Source organism: Rhodanobacter thiooxydans, assembly GCF_021545845.1.
GTDB lineage: Bacteria > Pseudomonadota > Gammaproteobacteria > Xanthomonadales > Rhodanobacteraceae > Rhodanobacter.
Genome location: NZ_CP088923.1, coordinates 1,863,190 through 1,881,791 on the forward strand (window position 1 = coordinate 1,863,190; position 18,602 = coordinate 1,881,791).

Below are 18,602 nucleotides of genomic sequence, written 5' to 3' on the forward strand. Positions count from 1 at the left end.
AGTCGAGGCCCTGCGCCCGCTATGGTGAGCGTTTTCCGCGGGTGAAGTTCGTGATGCTGTCGCGTTCCGTTGTGCGTACCCTGCGTCTGGCCGCGCTGGCCGTCGCGATCAGTCTGCTGGCCGCCTGCGCCAGCACCGGCAGCACCAGGCCGACCACCCCTCTGGATACGCTGTACGGCGAACTCGACCAGGCCAGCAAGGGTTACGAGACCGCCCTGCAGCAGTCGCGCGAAGGCAACCTGCAGGCCTCGCGGCTGACCCTGACCCGCGCGCTGGACCGCCTGAAGGAAGCATCGGCGCGTTGCGGCAACACGCCCGGCTGCGATCCGCAGCGGTTCTTCTCCGTGTTCGACCACCTGCTGCGCCTGAAGGACGGCGATTTCGGCAGCGGCCAGGACCTGGACAGCGACGTCGACCCGGCGCAGGCCGCGCTGGCCAGCGGCAGCACCGGCGCGGCCAGCCTGCCGCAGGCGCAGCGCAGCGTGACCCTGCTGCACGGGCAGAAGCTGTCGCAGCTGATCGCGATGAACGGCCCGGTGAAGGCGGCGCTGGAGATGTGGCTGACCCAGTGGCGTCCGCAGCTGATGGATGCCTGGGTGAACTACCAGTACCTGCGCTACCAGATGTGGCCGCAGTACCAGAAGGCGGACCTGCCCGAGGCACTGCTGTTCGGCATCATGGCCAAGGAATCCGGCGGCAAGGTGCATGCCGTCTCGCGCTCGGGCGCGTCAGGCCCGCTGCAGTTCATGTACGCCACCGGCATGCGTTTCGGGCTGGGCAGCGACAGCGGTTTTGACCTGCGCTTCGATCCCGCGGCATCGGCGCGGGCGAACGCCGAGTACATCAACGAGCAGTTGCGGGTCTTCAACGACAACCTCGAACTCGCCCTCGGCGCCTACAACGGCGGCGAGGGACGCATGCGCCGCACGGTCGGCGACGACACCTCGGTGAGCTTCTACGACCCGCGCGTCTACGACCAGCTGTCGCAGGAAACCCGCGACTACGTGCCGGCGGTGCTCGCCGCGGCGTGGCTGTTCCAGCACCCGGATAGCTATAACCTGCGCTTCCCGAAGGTCGATGGTGCGCCCGGCACGGTCACGCTGAAGCGGCCGGCCTCGTTGTCGGAACTTACCGTCTGCCTGGGCTCGGCCGGCGGCATGGGCGATGGCTGGTTCCGCACCCTGCGCAACCTCAACCCGCGGCTGGATCCGCAGGTGACCCAACCGGCCGGTACGCCGCTGCAGTTGCCGAAGCTGCTGGAGAAGGCATACGCATCGCGCTGCGTCGACGGTCCGTGGCCGATCCTCGCCGGCGACCTGCACCATGCGGTGGTGCCGGTGGCGGCCGCTCCGGTAGAGCCGGCGCCGCCGCCGGCGGCGAGAGGAACCAGCCGCTACAAGGTGCGCCGTGGCGACACGCTGATCAGCATCGTGCGCAAGCTGCATTGCTCCAGCGTGCAGGAAGTCGCCGAGGCGAACGGGCTGAAGCATCACTACCTGAGCATCGGGCAGACGCTGAAACTGCCGGTCTGCCGATGATCCGCTGATCCGCTGCCGCGCCGTAGCGCCTTCAGGCGACGGCGCTCTCCTGCCCCCAGTTGTTGCCATTGCCGGTGTCGACGTGGCCGGCCCCGTACACTTCCTTCAGTTCGCGCAGCAACTGCATCAGCTGGCGGTGCTGCGGTTGCAGGCTGGGGTACGGGGAATTCTTGGTTTCGTAGTAGGCCACCGCCAGCCACAGCGCGATGCCGCGCAGCGCCACTTCGGCGTTGGTCGAGCAGGCGCGCTCGTAACCGGCCTCGGTGCCATGGCCCCAGGGTAGGTAGCGCGCTTCCGGCGCGGTGCCGTACAGGTGCGGGAAATCGCTGCGCGAGGCCTGCCCGATCTCGCGCAGGGTGAGCATGCCCAGGCGCTCGCGGTTGCGCTTGGGCAGGGCACGCACGCTACGTTCGATGTCGCGGAACTGGCGACCCAGCTGGCGTGCGCGCACCGCCACGAGCAACGGAGTGAGTATTTGCATGGGATCCCCTTCGGCGCTGGAGTTTCGTGGCACGCAGCACGTGCGGCGAAGCCACGAGCGTAGCGAAGCGGTTGCGGCAATAGCGCCTAGGGCGTCACAAAATGACGCGCGGCGTCAGTTCGGCGTCGATTGCCGACGGCGTCCCAGCCGCTGACCGACCCGCACGGCCTGCTGCGGCTGCAAGGCATCCAGCTCGGCCGCCCCCTCGGGCAGCAGCACGATCACGGTGGAGCCCATGTTGAAGCGGGCCATCTCGGCGAAGCGGTCCAGCGTGACGTGCTGGCCGGCAAACGACTTGCGCCGGATCGACGGCGCATACGGCGGGATCACCAGGCCGTCCCATACGGTGGCCACCGACGAGACCAGGATTGCGCCCACCATCACCACCACGAATGGGCCGTGCTCGCCCTCGAAATGGCAGACCAGCCGCTCATTGCGCGCGAACAGCCGCGGAATCGCCTCCACCGTGAACGGCGCCACGCTGAAGATGCGCCCCGGCACGTGCACAGTTTCCTTCAGCGTGCCGGCCAGCGGCATGTGCACGCGGTGGTAGTCGCGTGGCGACAGATATACGGTGACGAAGCGACCGTTGCGGTACGGCGCGGCGGTGGCCTCGTCGCCACCGAGCAGCTCGGCAGCAGTGTATTCCTGGCCCTTGGCCTGGAAGATGCGGCCGTCCACGATCGCGCCGGCCTGGCTGATGCGGCCGTCGGCTGGCGAAAGCAGGGCGGCCGGGTCGGCGTCGGCCCGGCGCGCGCCGGGCCTCAGCTTGCGGGTGAAGAACGCATTGAAGTGCTGATAGGCCAGCGGATCGGGCTGCGCCGCTTCGGCCATGTCCACATCGTAGTTGCGCACGATGGTGGCGATCAGCCAGTTCTTCCACGGCGCGAACGTCCAGCGCGTGGCCCAGTAGACCACCCGCGACAGGAAGCGGTGCGGAAGCATGTATTGCAGGAGGATCTTGAAGGTCATCCACCGAAGTATACGGGGCGCGGCCTTATAATCGCTGGCCTTTCGCCGCCCAGCCGGAACCACCGTGACCGCCGAACTCGCCACCATCATCGACTTCATTCGCTATGGCGCCAGCCGCTTCTCGGCGGCGGGGCTCACCTTCGGCCACAGCCACGACAACCCGATCGACGAGGCCACCCACCTGGTGCTGGCCAGCCTGCACCTGCCGCCGGATATCCCGCCGGCGTACGGCGCTGGTCGGTTGACCACGGCCGAACGCGCGAATGTGCTGGCGCTGATCGAGCGCCGTGTCAACGAGCGCCTGCCGGTGGCCTACCTGGTCGGCGAAACCTGGTTCGCCGGGCTGAAGTTCAAGAGCGACCGCCGCGCGCTGGTGCCGCGCTCGCCGATCGCCGAGTTGATCGAGACGGGCTTCGCGCCGTGGCTGGACCAGCGTCAGGTCGAGCGCGCGCTCGACCTGTGCACGGGCTCGGGCTGCATCGGCATCGCCATGGCCGAGTACAACCCGGACTGGCAGGTCGACATCGTCGACGTCAGCGACGAGGCGTTGTCGCTGGCGCGCGAGAACATCGCGTTCCAGCACGTCGAGGGCCGCGTCGAGGCGATCCAGTCCGACCTGTTCGCCGGCGTGGCCGGGCGCCGGTACGACCTGATCGTCTCCAATCCGCCCTACGTCACCGAGGACGAATACGCCGCGCTGCCGGGCGAGTATGCGCACGAGCCGAAGCTCGGTCTCACCTCCGGCGCCGACGGCCTGGACCTATGCCTGCGCATGCTGGACGAAGCCGCCGGCCATCTCACCGAGGATGGCCTGCTGATCGTCGAGGTGGGCGAGAGCGAGCACGCGCTGGCCGCGCTGCTGCCGGAAGTGCCGTTCGTGTGGATCGAGTTCAAGGTTGGCCCGATGGGCGTGTTCGCGCTGGAGCGGCGTGACCTGGTCGAGCACGCGTCGGCGATCCGTGCGGTGGCCGCTGCGCGCCGGCCGGGCTGAGCGATGGAGCTGGTCACGGCGCAGCTGCGGATCGACGCGCTGCGCCCTGACGACGCCGCGGCGCTGTTCGCGCTGCGCAGCGACCCCGCGGTGGCGCGCTACCAGGGCTGGCGGCCAGCCGATCCCGCCGCCGCGCGTGCCTTCATCGAGCGGCAATCTTCCGCGGCGACCCCCGTCGGCTGGTTCCAGCGCGCGATCCGCCTGCGCGAGGGCGGCCGGCTGATCGGCGACCTCGGCGTGAACCTGCCGGAGGATGCGCAGGCCTCGGTCGAGTTCGGCGTCAGCCTGGTGCCGGTCGCGCAGGGCGGCGGCTACGCCGGCGAGGCGTTGCGCGCGCTGTTCGACCAGGTGTTCGGTCCGTGGGGCCGGCACCGCGTGCAGGCCTCGGTCGACCCGCGCAACCTGGCCTGCCTCGCCTTGCTGCGTTCCCTCGGCATGCGCCAGGAAGCCCCCCACCACCGCGAGAGCCTGTGGCTGCACGGCGAATGGGTCGACGACATGATCTTCGCCATGCCATCCCGCGACCGGCCCACGCCACCACTGTAGGAGCCCGCTCGCGGGCAATGCTCTTTCGAATCCCGAATCCCGAATCCCGAATCCCGGCTTTCAAGGCATCGCCCGTGAGCGGGCTCCTACAGGAAGGGCGGTGCCGGTATGCTTGGAGTTTTGATCCCGGACGCGCCATGTCCAGCAATTCCTTCGGCAAGCTGTTCACCGTCACCACCTTCGGCGAAAGCCACGGGCCGGCGATCGGCTGCGTGATCGACGGCTGCCCGCCGGGGCTGGCCATCGTGCCGGAACAGTTCCGTCACGATCTCGAACGCCGCGCCACCGGCCGCAGCCGCTACACCTCGCAGCGGCACGAAGCGGACGAGGTGGAAATCCTTTCCGGCGTCTACCAGGGCAGGACCACCGGCACGCCGATCGCGCTGCTGATCCGCAACACCGACCAGCGCAGCAAGGACTACGGCGAGATCGGGCAGACCTTCCGCCCCGGCCACGCCGATTACACCTACTGGCAGAAATACGGCATCCGCGACCCGCGCGGCGGCGGTCGTTCTTCGGCGCGCGAGACCACCATGCGCGTGGCCGCCGCGGTGGTCGCCAAGAAGTGGCTGGCCGAACATCACGGCGTGCGCGTGCGCGGCTACCTGGCGCAGATCGGCGACGTCGTGCCGGATGCGTTCGACTGGGACGCGGTGGAGCAGAGCCCGTTCTTCTGGCCGGACGCGGCCCAGGTGCCGGCGCTGGAGGACTACATCAACGCGCTGCGCAAGTCCGGCGACTCGGTCGGCGCGCGCGTCAACGTGATCGCCGACGGCGTACCGCCGGGCTGGGGCGAGCCGATCTACGGCAAGCTGGACGGCGACCTGGCCGGTGCGTTGATGTCGATCAACGCGGTCAAGGGCGTGGAGATCGGCGACGGCTTCGCCGCCGTCGCCCAGCGCGGCAGCGGGCATCGCGACGAGATGTATCTGGACGGCTTTACGTCCAATCACGCCGGTGGCATTCTCGGCGGTATCAGCACGGGACAGGCAGTAGTCGCCTCGATCGCGCTGAAACCCACCTCCAGTATCCTGATCCCCGGACACAGCGTGAACCTGGCCGGCGAACCGGTCGAGGTGGTGACCAAGGGCCGCCACGACCCCTGCGTCGGCATCCGCGCTACCCCGATCGCCGAAGCGATGATGGCGCTGGTGCTGATGGATCACGCCTTGCGCCACCGCGCTCAGTGCGGCGACGTGGGCGTGGTGGCTCCGCGCATCCCGTGACGGGGCGTGTGCTGCAACCGGAACCAAGTCGATGACTGACAAGCCGCGCATCTGGATCTCGCGACCCACCTTCCCGGGCGTCATCGCCCGGCTCGAACCGCATTTCGAGGTGACCGCCGAGGCGGAGGAGCGCAAGTTCAGTCCGGCCGAACTGGCGGCGAAGCTGGCCGGGCAGGACGCTGCGATCGTCGGCCTGAAGGACCGTATCGGCGCGGCGGAGATTGCCGGCGCACACCGCCTGCGCATCGTCGCCAACCTTGCCGTCGGCCACGACAATCTAGACCTCGACGCGCTCAGCGCCGCCGGCATCGCTGTCTCCAACACCGCCGACGTGCTCAACGAGAGCGTGGCCGATTACGCTTGGGCTCTGCTGCTCGGCGCGGCACGGCGGATGACCGCGGCCGAGCGCTGGCTGCGCGCCGGGCACTGGAAGGCCACCGAATTCGAGGCGTGGCTGGGCAGCGACGTGCGCGGCCGCAGCCTGGGCATCCTCGGCATGGGCCGGGTCGGCCAGGCCATTGCGCAGCGTGCGGTCGGTTTCGGCATGCCGGTGCTGTACCACAACCGTTCGCCGCTGCCGGAGGCCATCGCGCGCCTGCAACGCGCGCTTCGTCGACAAGTCGCAGCTGCTGCGCGAGGCCGACTTCCTGGTGCTGGCGTTGCCGTTGACGCCGCAGACCCGGCATGCGATCGGCGCGCCCGAGCTGGCGCTGATGAAGCCGACCGCGATGCTGGTGAACGTGGCCTGCGGCGGCATCGTGGACGACAAGGCGCTGGCCGCGGCCCTGCGCGAGCGGCGGCAGGCCGGCGCCGTGCTGGACGTGTTCGAGGGCGAACCGGCGCTGTACCCGGGCCTGCTCGAACTCGACAACGTGGTGCTCAGCCCGCATATCGCCAGCGCCACGACCGACCCCCGCCGCGCAATGACCTCGGCGGCGGTCGACAATGTGCTGGCGCGGTTCGGCCACGGCCCGCGCACCGGGCGCCCGCCCAACATCCTCAATCCCAACGTGCTGTAACCGGCACGATCACCACCCGCGAGCAGACAATCCCATGAGTCAGAAGAGCAGTTACAAGGTCGCCATGGTCGGCGCCACCGGCGCGGTCGGCGAGACCGTGCTGGCGATCCTCGCCGAGCGCGAGTTCCCGGTCAGCGAGCTGGTGCCGCTGGCCAGCGAGCGTTCCGCCGGCGGCAAGGTCAGCTTCGGCGGCAAGGACATCACCGTGCAGTTGCTGGACACCTACGACTTCGCCGGCGTCGACATCGCGTTCTTCTCCGCCGGCGGCTCGGTCAGCCGCGTGCATGCGCCGCGCGCGGCGGCGGCCGGCGCGGTGGTGATCGACAACACCTCCGAGTTCCGCTACCAGGACGACATCCCGCTGGTGATCAGCGAGGTCAACCCGCATGCGATCGCGCAGTACACCACGCGCGGCATCATCGCCAACCCGAACTGCTCGACCATGCAGATGCTGGTGGCGCTGGCGCCGATCCACCGCGCGGTGCAGATCGAGCGGATCAACGTGGCCACCTACCAGTCGGTTTCCGGCGCCGGCCGCAGCGGCATGGAGGAGCTGGGCCGGGAGACCGCGGCGCTGCTGAACTTCCAAAGCGTGGAACCGGGCAAGAAATTCCCGGCCCAGATCGCGTTCAATGTGATCCCGCAGATCGACGATTTCCAGCCGAACGGCTACACCAAGGAAGAAATGAAGCTGGTGTGGGAGACCCGCAAGATCCTGGAGGACGAGTCGATCCAGGTGAACCCGACCGCGGTGCGCGTGCCGGTGTTCTATGGCCATTCCGAGGCAGTGCACATCGAGACCAGCGACAAGATCACCGCCGAGCAGGCCCGCGAGCTGCTGCGCCAGGCGCCGGGCGTGGTGCTGGTGGACGAGCGCAAGCCGGGCGGCTATCCGACCCCGGTGGGCGAGGCGGCCGGCAACGATCCGGTGTACGTGGGGCGCATCCGCGAGGACATCTCGTACGAACGCGGGCTGGATCTGTGGATCGTCTCGGACAACATCCGCAAGGGCGCGGCGCTGAACGCGGTACAGATCGCCGAATTGCTGATCGAGGACTATCTCTGAACAGGCGTTTGATGCAACTCCTTGTAATTGCTGGGTTCGTCCTCGCGTCGGCGGCCTGGGCCGGTGACCGGGCGAAGCCGTCGCCGGCTGCGCCGGCGCCGGCAAAATTACTGTCGACGGCCCGGCAGCGACTGGCGGGCAGCCAGGCCGAAGTGGCACGGCTGAAGCAGCACCTCGGCCGGCAGGAATCGGACAGCAGGCGGGCCAGCGAACGGCTGCAGCAGCAGGACCAGACCATCGCCGAGCTGCAGCAACAGCTGCATAAACTGCAGGCCCAGGCGGCCTCGGGCGCGCGTTGAGAAGTGTCGCCGCGGTGAGAACACACTGCAGCAATGCACTGCAAGTATTCGCCGCAGCTATTGTTGATTGGCCTGCATATAACTAAAGTGGCAGCTCATTTTGGGGCAGGCCGCCCTTGCGGCGGCGCCATGAACAAATAAAGGGTCGCGCCAGGATCGTTCGGGGGAACATGCAATGAATCGTTCGTTGAAATTGTCGATGCTGATCGCGCTGGCGCTGGGCAGCAGCCAGGTCATGGCTGTGGACCTTGGTCAGATCCGGGTCAAATCGGCGCTGGGACAGCCGCTGCTGGCCGAGATTCCGCTGCATCCCGAAAGCCCGGCGGAGTTGCAGGGGCTCACCGTCCAGCTGGCTTCCAGCGACGAATTCGCGCGTGCCGGCATCGTTGGCGGGCGCACCGCGGTCCCGCTGCATTTCAGCGTGGCCACCGCCGGCGCTGGGCAACCGGTGATCCGCATCACCAGCAGCACGCCGGTGGGCGACCCCTTCCTCGACCTGTTGATCGAAGTGAACGGCAAGGCCGGCAGGAGCGTGCGCGAGTACGCGATCCTGCTCGATCCGCCGAACGGTTCCCAGGCGGCGCCCGTCGCGACCACCACGGCGCCCTCCGCGCCGTACCCGAGGGTGACCCGGCCGGCCAAGGCGGCGGAGGCTCCGGCGACGAAGACGGCTGCCCCGGCCAAGCCCGCCAAGGCGGCTGTGGCGAAGGCGGCGCCCGCTCCCGCGTCCGTAGAGGCCGGCAACGGCCAGACCGCTCCGGTCGAGCGTGGCCAGACGCTGTCCAGCATTGCGCGCAGCGTGACCCCGTCCGGCGTCGACGTGCAGCAGATGATGCTGGCGCTGCAGCAGGCCAACCCGAATGCGTTCTACCGCAACAACATCAATGCGCTGAAGACCGGCGTGGTGCTGCGCGTGCCGACCTCGGCCGAGGCGCAGGCCATGACGATCGCCGCCGCCGTCGCCGAAGTGCGCCGGCAGAACAGCGACTGGCGTGCCGGTACCCCGGGCAAGCCGGCGGTCGTGGCCAACGCCGCCGCCCGTACGTCCAGTGCCGGTGCGTCGACCGGCGCACCCGACACCGGCGACCGGTTGGCCCTGATGCCGGCCAAGGCGAACACCGGCGCCGGCTCGCAGGGCGGCGGCGCGGCCGGCAATGGCGCGCGCCAGGAGCTGCTGCGCACCAAGGAGAGTCTGGCCAGCCTGCAGCAGCAGACCACGGATCTGAAGGCCCGCGTGAAGGATCTGGCGGACATCAACAGCAAGAACGAGCGCCTGCTGTCGCTGAAGGACAACCAGATCGCCGAGCTGCAGGCCAAGCTGGCCGCCGCACGCAAGGCGGCCAATCAGCCTGCGGCTGCATCGCCGGCGGCCGCCGCCAGCAACACGAAGGCCACGGGCGCCGTGCCCGCGGCGCCCGTGGAGAAGCTGGAAACCGCCACCGCCAGCACGGCCGCCAGTGTCGCTGCGGCGCCGGTTGCGGCCACTGCGGCGGCTGCCTCCGCTCCGGCCCGCGCCCCGGCGCACGCCAGCACCGTGATGACCACGCCGATCGCGACGTCGACGCTGGCCAAGCCGGTGGAGAAGCCGGTCGCCACGCCGCCGGCCCATGCGCCGGCGCCGCTGGAACAGCCGTGGTACATGCATACGTGGGCCTGGGCGGCCGCGGGCGGTGCGATCGTGCTGCTGATCCTGCTGGCCATGCTGGGCCGCCGGCGCAAGCCGGCCGCCGAGGCGTCCAAGGTGCCGCCGTCGCTGGCCAACCGTTTCGGTTCGACCGCCGCCTCCGCTCAGGATTTTCCCGGCGGCGACGTCGACCAGGACGAGCTGCTCGACCAGCTGGCCGAACATCCCGATGACATCAGCCTGCACCTGGAACTGGTCACCCTGTACTACTCGCGCCGCGACGTCGAGCATTTCGAGGCGGCGGCCGAGGCGATGCACGCCCATATCGTCGATCCGCAGCAGGACGAGTGGCAGGATGTGCTGCACATGGGCGAGGACCTGGCGCCGGGCCACCCGCTGTTCGACCATCACGCCGAGCCGGCGCTGTCCGGCGAGGCCGAAGCGCGCGGCGCGTTCAACATCGACGACTATGCCGACAAGGGTGATGCGCCCACGGTGGTCTCCGCGCCGCCGCCGCTGCCGCCGAGCGGGTCCAAGCCCGTCAGCGAATACAACTTCAACTTCGATCTCACCCGGACCGCTGGCGAAACGGCGGCGCGCCCGGCACCGACAGCGGCGCCGGCGGGGGACGACGCCACCGTGGTCGCGCCGCTGGCATCGAGCCGGCCCGCGCCCACCGAGCCGGTGTCGAGCTGGCACTTCGAGGAAGACGACAGCATGCCGCTGGCGGCCGACGCTGGCCATGACCTGAGCGAGTTCAACGACGACCCGGTGGACACCAAGCTCGACCTGGCCCGCGCCTATATCGACATGGGCGACGCCGAAGGCGCCCGCGCCATGCTCGACGAGGTGGCCAAGGAAGGCAGCCAGATGCAGAAGGATGCCGCCAAGCGCCTGCTCGACAGCCTGCACTGAGCCGCGGGCAGCAACGCGCGGAACGCATCGGGCCGGTTTTTGCCGGCCCGATGCCGTTGTGGCCTGCTAATCTTTCTTCTTTCGACGAACCGCTGCACGACTCCATGCGCATTGCCCTGGGCATCGAATACGACGGTACCGATTTCAGCGGTTGGCAGCGCCTGAAGGCCGATGTCAGCGTGCAGGGTGTGCTGGAGGAAGCATTGTCGAAGGTGGCCGACCATCCGGTCGAGGTCAGCTGCGCAGGGCGCACCGATGCCGGCGTGCATAGCCGCTGCCAGGTCGTGCACTTCGACACCGAAGCACGCCGCGACATGCGCGGCTGGGTACTCGGCGGCTGCTCCAACCTGCCGGCCAGCGTGGCGGTGCTGTGGGCGCAACCGGTGCCGGACAGCTTCCACGCGCGTTACGCGGCACGCAGCCGGCGCTATCGCTACCACATTCTCAACCGGCCGGTGCGGGCGGCGCTGGATGCGCGCTACGTCACCTGGGAGCGCCTGCCGCTGGATGCCGCGCGCATGCACGAAGCCGCGCAGGCGCTGCTGGGCGAGCACGATTTCAGCGCGTTCCGCGCGCTGTCCTGCCAGGCCGCGCACCCGCGCCGCAGCGTGCTGGCGGTGAGCGTGCGGCGCGAGGGCGGGCAGGTGTTCGTCGACATCGAGGCGAACGCGTTCCTGCACCACATGGTGCGCAACATCGTCGGCTCGCTGCTGCCGGTCGGTCGTGGTGAGCAGCCGGTCGCATGGGTGGCCGAGCTGCTGGCCGGCCGCGACCGCCAGCTGGCTGGACCGACCGCGCCGGCTACCGGACTGACCTTCATCGGCCCGCGCTACGAGCCGTACTGGGGCCTGCCGGGCGAGGTGAGCCAGTGACCCGCATCAAGTGCTGCGGCATGACCCGGGTCGGCGACGCGCTGCTCGCCGCGCGGCTCGGTGCCGACGCGATCGGGCTGGTGTTCACCGCACGCAGCCGGCGGCAGGTGACGCTGGCGCAGGCGCGCGAGATCGTGGCGGCGCTGCCGCCGTTCGTGGCCACCGTGGCCTTGTTCATGGACGACGAGGCAGCACTGGTGCAGCAGGTGCTCGACGCCGTGCGGCCCACTTGGCTGCAGTTCCACGGCAGCGAGAGCGACGCCTGGTGCGCGCAGTTCGGCCATCCGTTCCTCAAGGCGGTTGCGATGGGCGAGGGCGCGACGGCGTTGTCCCGGTTGCAGGCGTATCCGCACGCCGCCGGCCTGCTGCTGGACGGCCACGCGGCAGGCGAGGCCGGCGGCAGCGGCAGGACGTTCGACTGGTCGTTGCTGCCGGATAGCCTGGCGCAGCCGTTGATCCTGGCCGGCGGCCTGCACGCCGGCAACGTGGGCGAGGCCGTGCGTACGGCGCGGCCGTGGGCGGTGGACGTGGCCAGCGGGGTGGAGTCGGCGCCGGGGATCAAGGACCCGGCCCGGCTGGAAGCCTTCATCCGCGCGGTGCGCGAGGCGGATACGGCGTGAGCGGCGCTCCGGCCGCCATCGAGGAATGCCGCGATGGCGACGGTTCGCCCGCCCTTGCCGAGCTGGTCGGCCGCGCCCGCCCGCTGGTGATCCGCGGCCTGTGCCGCGACTGGCCGATGGTGGCCTGGGCGCGGCAGTCGGACGACGCGTTTGCGCGCGAGCTGGCGCGGCGGGACAACGGCGGCGAGGTTGATGCGCTGCTGCTGCCGCCGGGCGAGGGCGGGGTGATCGGCTACAACGCGGCGTTCGACGGCTTCAACTACGAGCACCACCGCGTCTCGATCGGCCAGGGCCTGCAGCGGCTGGCGCAGTACAGCCGCCAGCCGGAGGCGCCGGGGCTGGCGATGCAGAGCGCGCTGATCGCCGAGTGCCTGCCGGGGTTGCTGGACGATCACGCCATTCCCTTCCTCGACCGCAGCATCCAGCCGCGCATCTGGATCGGCAACCGGGTCACCACGCCGGCGCATTTCGACGAGTACCACAATGTCGCCTGCGTGGTGTGCGGCATCCGGCGCTTCACCCTGTTCGCGCCGGAACAGGCGCGCAACCTGTACGTCGGGCCGCTGGATTTCGCGCCTACCGGCGCGGCGATCGGCATCGCCCGGCTCGACCGCCCCGACGATCCGCGCTTTCCCCGCCTGAAACGGGCGCTGGCCGAGGCGCAGGCGGCGGAGCTTCATCCCGGCGATGCGATCTACATTCCGCCGCTGTGGTGGCATCACGTGGAATCCCTGCAGCGGATCAACGCGCTGGTGAACTACTGGTGGCGGCCGGTGCCTGCCGACGGTCATGCGCCGGACACTGCGCTGGGCGCCCTGATGCACTGCATCCTCGCCTTGCGCGCGCTGCCGCCGGCGGAACGGGCGGCGTGGAAGGAACTGCTGGACTACTACGTGTTCGGCGACGAGGATCCCGCCGCACACTTGCCCGCCGACCGGCGCGGCATCCTCGGCCCGCTCACGCCCGGACAACTGGCCGAGGTCAGGGCCTCCATTCGCCGTTACCTGTGACCCCCGTTCGGTCGGGCTTGCCGCTAAGATGGCTGCTTGCCTGTAGGAGCGCACCCTGTGCGCGATGCTCTTTCTGCATAGTGGACAAAAGCATCGCGCACGACCGAAGGAAGTCCCTTGTGGACAGGGTGCGCTCCGACGCCCGTATCGAGTGACTACATGAGCAAGATCGTGGACTACAACGCTTACCCCGACGCGCACGGCCGCTTCGGCAACTACGGCGGCAGTTACGTCGCCGAGACCCTGATGGCGCCGCTGGCCGAACTGACCGAAGCCTACCTGCGCCTGCGCCAGGATCCGGCCTTCATCGCCGAACTCGACCGCGACCTGAAGCACTACGTGGGCCGGCCCAGCCCGATCTACCACGCCGAGCGGCTGTCGAAGCACGTCGGTGGCGCGCGCATCCTGTTCAAGCGCGAAGACCTCAACCATACCGGCGCGCACAAGATCAACAACACCGTGGGCCAGGCGCTGGTCGCGCGCAACATGGGCAAGACCCGCATCATCGCCGAGACCGGCGCCGGCCAGCACGGCGTGGCCAGCGCCACGGTGGCGGCGCGGCTGGGCCTGAAGTGCGTGGTCTACATGGGCGCGGTGGACATCGAGCGGCAGAAGATCAACGTCTATCGCATGAAGCTGCTCGGCGCCGAGGTGGTGCCGGTCACTTCCGGCTCGAAGACGCTGAAGGATGCGCTGAACGAGGCGATGCGCGACTGGGTCACCAACGTGGCCGACACCTTCTACATCATCGGCACCGTTGCCGGGCCGCATCCGTACCCGCTGATGGTGCGCGACTTCAACGCGATCGTCGGCCGCGAGGCGCGCGCGCAGATGCTCGAAGAGTATGGCCGCCTGCCCGACGTGCTGACCGCCTGCGTCGGCGGCGGCTCCAACGCGATCGGCCTGTTCCATGCCTTCCTCAACGACGCCGGCGTGCGCATCGTGGGCGCCGAGGCGGCGGGCGAGGGCATCGCGACGGGCCATCACGCGGCCTCGCTGGCCGCCGGCCGTCCCGGCGTGCTGCACGGCAACCGCACCTACGTGCTGTGCGACGACAACGGCCAGATCACCGAGACGCATTCGGTCTCGGCCGGCCTCGATTACCCGGGCGTCGGCCCCGAGCATGCGTTCCTGAAGGACACCGGCCGCGCCGACTATGTCGGCGTCACCGACGACGAGGCGCTGGCGGCGTTCCACCTGCTGGCGCGCACCGAAGGCATCCTGGCCGCGCTGGAGTCCAGCCACGCGGTGGCGCAGGCGGTCAAGCTGGCGCGCGAGTATCCGCCGGACGGCATCGTGCTGTGCAACCTGTCCGGCCGCGGCGACAAGGACGTGCACACGATCGCCGCGCGCGAAGGAGTCGAGGTATGAGCCGCATCGACCGCCGCTTCGCTGCACTGAAGGCCGCCAATCGCACCGGCCTGATCCCGTTCGTCACTGCCGGCGATCCGTCACCGCAGCACATGGTGGCGTTGATGCATGCATTGGTCGACGTCGGCGCCGACCTGATCGAGCTGGGCGTGCCGTTCTCCGATCCGATGGCGGACGGCCCGGTGATCCAGCACGCCAGCGAGCGGGCCATCGCGAAGGGCGTGGGCCTCGCCGACGTGCTGGGCTGGGTCGCCAGGTTCCGCCAGCGCGATGCGGACACGCCGATCGTGTTGATGGGCTATCTGAATCCGGTCGAGATCCACGGCTACGCGCGCTTCGCGCAGGAGGCCGTGCAGGCCGGCGTCGACGGCGTGCTGCTGGTCGATTGCCCGCTGGAGGAGTCCGCCGTGCTGCAGCCGTTGCGCGACGCCGGGCTGCAGCAGATCCTGCTCGCCGCGCCCACCACCGAACCCTCGCGTATGGCGCAGCTGTGCGGTTCGGCCGAGGGTTTCCTGTACTATGTCTCGTTCGCCGGCATCACCGGTGCGGCACACTTGAGCACCGGCGACATCGCGGTGCGCGTGGCCGATATCCGCGCCCGTGCGAAGGCGCCGGTGGCGGTGGGCTTCGGCATCCGCGATGCAGCGAGCGCACAGGCGATCGCCGGTTTTGCCGACGCGGTGGTGATCGGCAGCGCGCTGGTGGACAAGCTGGCCGGCGCGACGGATGCCGATGACATTGCTGGACGGGTACGCGCGTTTCTCGCGCCGATTCGCAGCGCGCTCGACGCGCACTGAACAACATGCTGCCCTGGGTGGCGCGCACGAACGGTAGGGCGATGCAATGAACTGGCTGCAGAAAATCATGAACCCGCGCACCCGCCCGCAGAGTCCGAACGGCGGCAAGGGTTCAGTACCCGAGGGCGTGTGGGAGAAGTGCGGCGGTTGCGGCACCGTGCTGTACCGGCCGGAGCTGGAACGCAACCTGATGGTCTGCCCCAAGTGCGGTCACCATCACTACATCAGCGCTCGGGTGCGACTCGGCGCGCTGCTCGACGAGGGCTCGGCGCAGGAATTGTGGGCCAGCCTGGAGCCGACCGATCCGCTGAAATTCCGCGATACCAAGAAGTACCGCGACCGCATCGTCGCCACCCAGAAGAAGCTCGGCGAGAAGGACGCGATGGTCGCGATGAGCGGCCGGCTCAAGGGCCGTCCGCTGATGGCGACGGCGTTCGAGTTCGCCTACATGGGCGGCTCGATGGGTTCGGTGGTCGGCGAGAAATTCGCCCGCGCCGCCGAACGTGCGCTGGCCGACCGGAGCGCGCTGGTGTGCTTCTCCGCCACCGGCGGCGCGCGCATGCAGGAAGCGCTGTTCTCGCTGATGCAGATGGCCAAGACCTCCGCCGCGCTGGCGCGCCTGCGCGACGCCGGCGTGCCGTACATCAGCGTGCTGACCAACCCGACCACCGGCGGCGTCTCCGCCAGCCTGGCGATGCTCGGCGACATCAATATCGGCGAGCCGAAGGCGCTGATCGGCTTCGCCGGCCCACGGGTGATCGAGCAGACCGTGCGCGAGACCTTGCCGGAAGGTTTCCAGCGTTCGGAGTTCCTGCTCGAACACGGCGCGATCGACCTGATCGTCGACCGCCGCGAGATGCGCGACAAGCTGGCCGATCTGCTCGGCATCCTGATGAAGGCGCCACGCGCGGCCTGAGCGGGCGAGCTGCCTGCCATGATGCGATGCCGCCTGCGGGCGGCATCGTCGTTCTTGCCGAAGGGTTTTCCACAGCTGCTGTGGAAGCGTTCCGGCAAAGCCTGTGGACAAGCCGACTTCGCCGCTGCTCCATCAAGCACTTGCTACGCGCTGGTCACGAGTTGCGCATGACGGCGCGGTGTGCGGCACTGGTTTTCCACAGCGATTGTGGAGCGCGCGCGGTAAAGCCTGTGGACAAGTGCGCTATCTGCTTGAGCGCAAAGACACGGCCGACGGCGTGCGCAGGATCTGCTCAGCGCTTGTGAAGAAAACCACATCCTGTGGTTTTCTTCGATCGCGAGTCCGGTACATGCCCGGACTCGCTCACATGAAACAGTCACTGGCGTGACTGTTTCATGTCCGGCCATCGGGCAACCGCTCCTGCGTTGCCTCAACTCGGGCATCGGGCAACCGCTCCCTGCGTTGCCTCAACTCGGGCATCCATGCCCTCGCCATGCCCTCGCCCTGGCCTCGCCGTGGCCGGCCTGGGAGGTTGAAAAAATCACAACCTCTCAGCCGGGCAGGCCGGCCAGCCATAGCGAGGCGCCGCCGAGCATGCCGCCGATCACGATGGCGGCGAGCACATCGCTCGGGTAGTGCAGGCCGAGGATCACCCGCGAGGCGGCGACCAGCGCGGTGAAGCCCAGCAGCAGCGGTGCCAGCGCCGGATACCAGGCCAGCGCCACGATGCTGAAGCCCACCGCCTGCAGGGTATGTCCGGACGGGAAGCTGAACTCGTCCAGCGGAGGCACGTGCGCGATCACGCCGGGGCAGGCGCGATACGGACGCGGGCGGCGCGTCCAACGTTTCAGCACGCGATACAGCAGCAGCGCAGCGAGTCCGGTGACCGCCATGTGCGTGGCCGCGATCAGCCCGCGCTGGCCGCCGAACGCCGCCAGCGCCGCCATCAGCGCGTACCAGAACATGCCGTCGCCGAGCCGGCTGACCATGCCGAAGCATGCACCCACCACGCGACGGGCGCCCCAGTGGTTGGCGATCACGCAGACGCGACGATCCAGCGCGAAGCGGGGTCCAGGCAGGAGTTCAGAGTTGGGCAGCGACGGAGGCGTGTTCATGCAGGTTCTCCTCGGCCATTTCGCGCAGCAGGTTTTCGAAATCGCGGATCACCGCTTCGGGCGACAGCCCCGCCACGCCGGCATGCGCCGCGCGGCCCATGTGCCGGATCAGCGCCGGGTTGCTGGCCAGCCTGACCGTGGCGTCGATGAAGGCCGCCTCATCGCCCGTAGCAATGCAGCAACCGTTGACGCCGTCGACCAGGTGCTCGCGCGCAGCGCCTTCGGCGTACGCCACCACCGGCAGGCCGGCGGCCAGGGCCTCGATGATCACGTTGCCGAAGGTCTCGCTGAGGCTGGGGAACGGGAACAGGTCTGCGCTGGCGTAGTGCCGGGCCAGTGCCTCGCCGCGTTGCACGCCGGCGAAGATGAAATCCGGATGCGCGGCCTGCAGCGCGTCGCGGGCCGGGCCGTCGCCGACCCACACGTAGCGCGCCCGCGGCACCTGCTGCTGGATCGCGCGAAAGGTTCGTGCCGCCAGTTCGAGATTCTTCTCCGGCGCGATGCGCCCCACGTACAGCACCACCGGCGTGGCGGCGTCCACGCCCCAGTCGGCGCGCAGGGCCATGTCGCGGCGGTTCGGATGGAACAGCTGCGTATCCACGGCGCGGCGCAGCAGGCGCGTATTGGTGATGCCCATGGCGTGCAGTTCCTGTGCGAGCGCATCGGTCGGCACCAGCGTGGCGGCGGCGCGCTGGTGGAAACGACGCAGGTAGCCGCGCACCAGCGGCGTGAGCAGGCCCACGCCGTAATGGCTGGCGTAGCTGTCGAAGCGGGTATGGAAACCGCTGCTGAGCGGGATGCCCAGCTGCCTGGCGGCGCGCACGGCCGACCAGCCGAGCGGCCCTTCGGTGGCCACATAGACTGCATCGGGGCGCTGCCGCGACCAGTGCCGCCGCAGTGTGCGCCCGGCGGGCAGGCCGAAGCGCAGACCTGGATAGCGGGGCAGCGCGCCGCCGCGCAGTTCGAGCACGTCGATGCCGGATTCGTCGCCGTGCGACTGCGGCTGGCGCGGACGGATCAGGTCGATGCAGTGGCCGCGGGCGGCGAGCCCGGCGGCGAGGCTGTGCACGGTCAGCGCGACGCCGTTGATTTCCGGTGGATAGGTCTCGCTGACGATGCCGATGCGCATGAGAATACCCGTGCTGGCTGGGCGCAGCTTCGCGCCGCGGCGTTGCGCTGGCGTGGCGAGGGCATGACGCTGCGCTTACACTGGGTCGTTCTTCC

Annotated in this window: 17 protein-coding genes and 1 pseudogene; 14 read left to right on the forward strand and 4 right to left on the reverse strand. The window is 69.3% G+C overall.

From position 1 onward, the window contains the following. Positions 1-53 precede the first annotated feature (53 nt). A complete protein-coding gene (locus LRK53_RS08285) occupies positions 54-1,538 on the forward strand; it encodes a transglycosylase SLT domain-containing protein (protein WP_235642622.1) in 1,485 nt (494 codons plus the stop codon). A gap of 31 nt (positions 1,539-1,569) precedes the next feature. Here LRK53_RS08285 and LRK53_RS08290 read toward each other — a convergent pair whose 3' ends face one another. After that, on the reverse strand, positions 1,570-2,019 hold the full coding sequence (locus LRK53_RS08290; RefSeq protein ID WP_235642623.1) for a hypothetical protein: 450 nt from the start codon (positions 2,017-2,019) through the stop codon (positions 1,570-1,572). Positions 2,020-2,133: 114 nt separating this feature from the next. After that, positions 2,134-2,991, reverse strand: coding sequence for an archaetidylserine decarboxylase (asd, locus tag LRK53_RS08295; protein WP_027492424.1), 858 nt, complete (start codon positions 2,989-2,991; stop codon positions 2,134-2,136). Between the two features lie 64 nt (positions 2,992-3,055). Between asd and prmB the strand changes: the two genes are divergently transcribed. The 13 genes and pseudogenes from prmB (at position 3,056) to accD (ending at position 16,263) form a co-directional block, all read left to right on the forward strand. After that, on the forward strand, positions 3,056-3,982 hold the full coding sequence (prmB, locus tag LRK53_RS08300) for a 50S ribosomal protein L3 N(5)-glutamine methyltransferase (RefSeq protein WP_027492425.1): 927 nt from the start codon (positions 3,056-3,058) through the stop codon (positions 3,980-3,982). Positions 3,983-3,985: 3 nt separating this feature from the next. Beyond that, positions 3,986-4,528, forward strand: a complete 543-nt coding sequence (locus tag LRK53_RS08305; RefSeq protein WP_027492426.1) for a GNAT family N-acetyltransferase — start codon at positions 3,986-3,988, stop codon at positions 4,526-4,528. A gap of 137 nt (positions 4,529-4,665) precedes the next feature. Further along, on the forward strand, positions 4,666-5,754 hold the full coding sequence (aroC, locus tag LRK53_RS08310; protein ID WP_027492427.1) for a chorismate synthase: 1,089 nt from the start codon (positions 4,666-4,668) through the stop codon (positions 5,752-5,754). Between the two features lie 31 nt (positions 5,755-5,785). Further along, positions 5,786-6,773: pseudogene (locus LRK53_RS08315) on the forward strand (2-hydroxyacid dehydrogenase). Between the two features lie 34 nt (positions 6,774-6,807). Next, positions 6,808-7,839 carry an aspartate-semialdehyde dehydrogenase gene (locus tag LRK53_RS08320; protein WP_027492430.1) on the forward strand — a complete coding sequence of 344 codons (1,032 nt, stop codon included), beginning with the start codon at positions 6,808-6,810 and terminating at the stop codon, positions 7,837-7,839. 11 nt (positions 7,840-7,850) lie between these two features. Further along, positions 7,851-8,138, forward strand: coding sequence for a hypothetical protein (locus LRK53_RS08325; protein ID WP_037089448.1), 288 nt, complete (start codon positions 7,851-7,853; stop codon positions 8,136-8,138). A gap of 175 nt (positions 8,139-8,313) precedes the next feature. After that, entirely contained in the window at positions 8,314-10,677 is a 2,364-nt protein-coding gene (locus tag LRK53_RS08330) for a motility hub landmark protein FimV (protein ID WP_027492432.1), read from the forward strand. 104 nt (positions 10,678-10,781) lie between these two features. Beyond that, positions 10,782-11,549 carry a tRNA pseudouridine(38-40) synthase TruA gene (gene truA / locus LRK53_RS08335; RefSeq protein ID WP_027492433.1) on the forward strand — a complete coding sequence of 256 codons (768 nt, stop codon included), beginning with the start codon at positions 10,782-10,784 and terminating at the stop codon, positions 11,547-11,549. After that, positions 11,546-12,169: a phosphoribosylanthranilate isomerase gene (locus tag LRK53_RS08340; RefSeq protein ID WP_027492434.1), complete on the forward strand. Its 624-nt coding sequence runs from the start codon at positions 11,546-11,548 to the stop codon at positions 12,167-12,169. The genes truA and LRK53_RS08340 overlap by 4 nt, the downstream gene beginning before the upstream one ends. Then, positions 12,166-13,179: a cupin-like domain-containing protein gene (locus tag LRK53_RS08345; protein WP_235642624.1), complete on the forward strand. Its 1,014-nt coding sequence runs from the start codon at positions 12,166-12,168 to the stop codon at positions 13,177-13,179. The genes LRK53_RS08340 and LRK53_RS08345 overlap by 4 nt, the downstream gene beginning before the upstream one ends. A gap of 159 nt (positions 13,180-13,338) precedes the next feature. Beyond that, a complete protein-coding gene (trpB, locus tag LRK53_RS08350; RefSeq protein WP_027492435.1) occupies positions 13,339-14,550 on the forward strand; it encodes a tryptophan synthase subunit beta in 1,212 nt (403 codons plus the stop codon). Then, positions 14,547-15,347 (forward strand): tryptophan synthase subunit alpha, encoded by an 801-nt coding sequence (gene trpA, locus LRK53_RS08355; RefSeq protein ID WP_027492436.1) that lies wholly within the window; start codon positions 14,547-14,549, stop codon positions 15,345-15,347. The genes trpB and trpA overlap by 4 nt, the downstream gene beginning before the upstream one ends. A gap of 46 nt (positions 15,348-15,393) precedes the next feature. Beyond that, positions 15,394-16,263 carry an acetyl-CoA carboxylase, carboxyltransferase subunit beta gene (gene accD / locus LRK53_RS08360; RefSeq protein WP_235642625.1) on the forward strand — a complete coding sequence of 290 codons (870 nt, stop codon included), beginning with the start codon at positions 15,394-15,396 and terminating at the stop codon, positions 16,261-16,263. Between the two features lie 551 nt (positions 16,264-16,814). Here the strand turns inward: accD and LRK53_RS08365 are convergent. Further along, positions 16,815-17,378 (reverse strand): phosphatase PAP2 family protein, encoded by a 564-nt coding sequence (locus tag LRK53_RS08365; RefSeq protein WP_027492438.1) that lies wholly within the window; start codon positions 17,376-17,378, stop codon positions 16,815-16,817. Then, positions 17,347-18,507 carry a glycosyltransferase family 4 protein gene (locus LRK53_RS08370; protein WP_037089456.1) on the reverse strand — a complete coding sequence of 387 codons (1,161 nt, stop codon included), beginning with the start codon at positions 18,505-18,507 and terminating at the stop codon, positions 17,347-17,349. Before LRK53_RS08370 ends, LRK53_RS08365 begins: the two co-directional genes overlap by 32 nt. Positions 18,508-18,602: the final 95 nt, after the last annotated feature.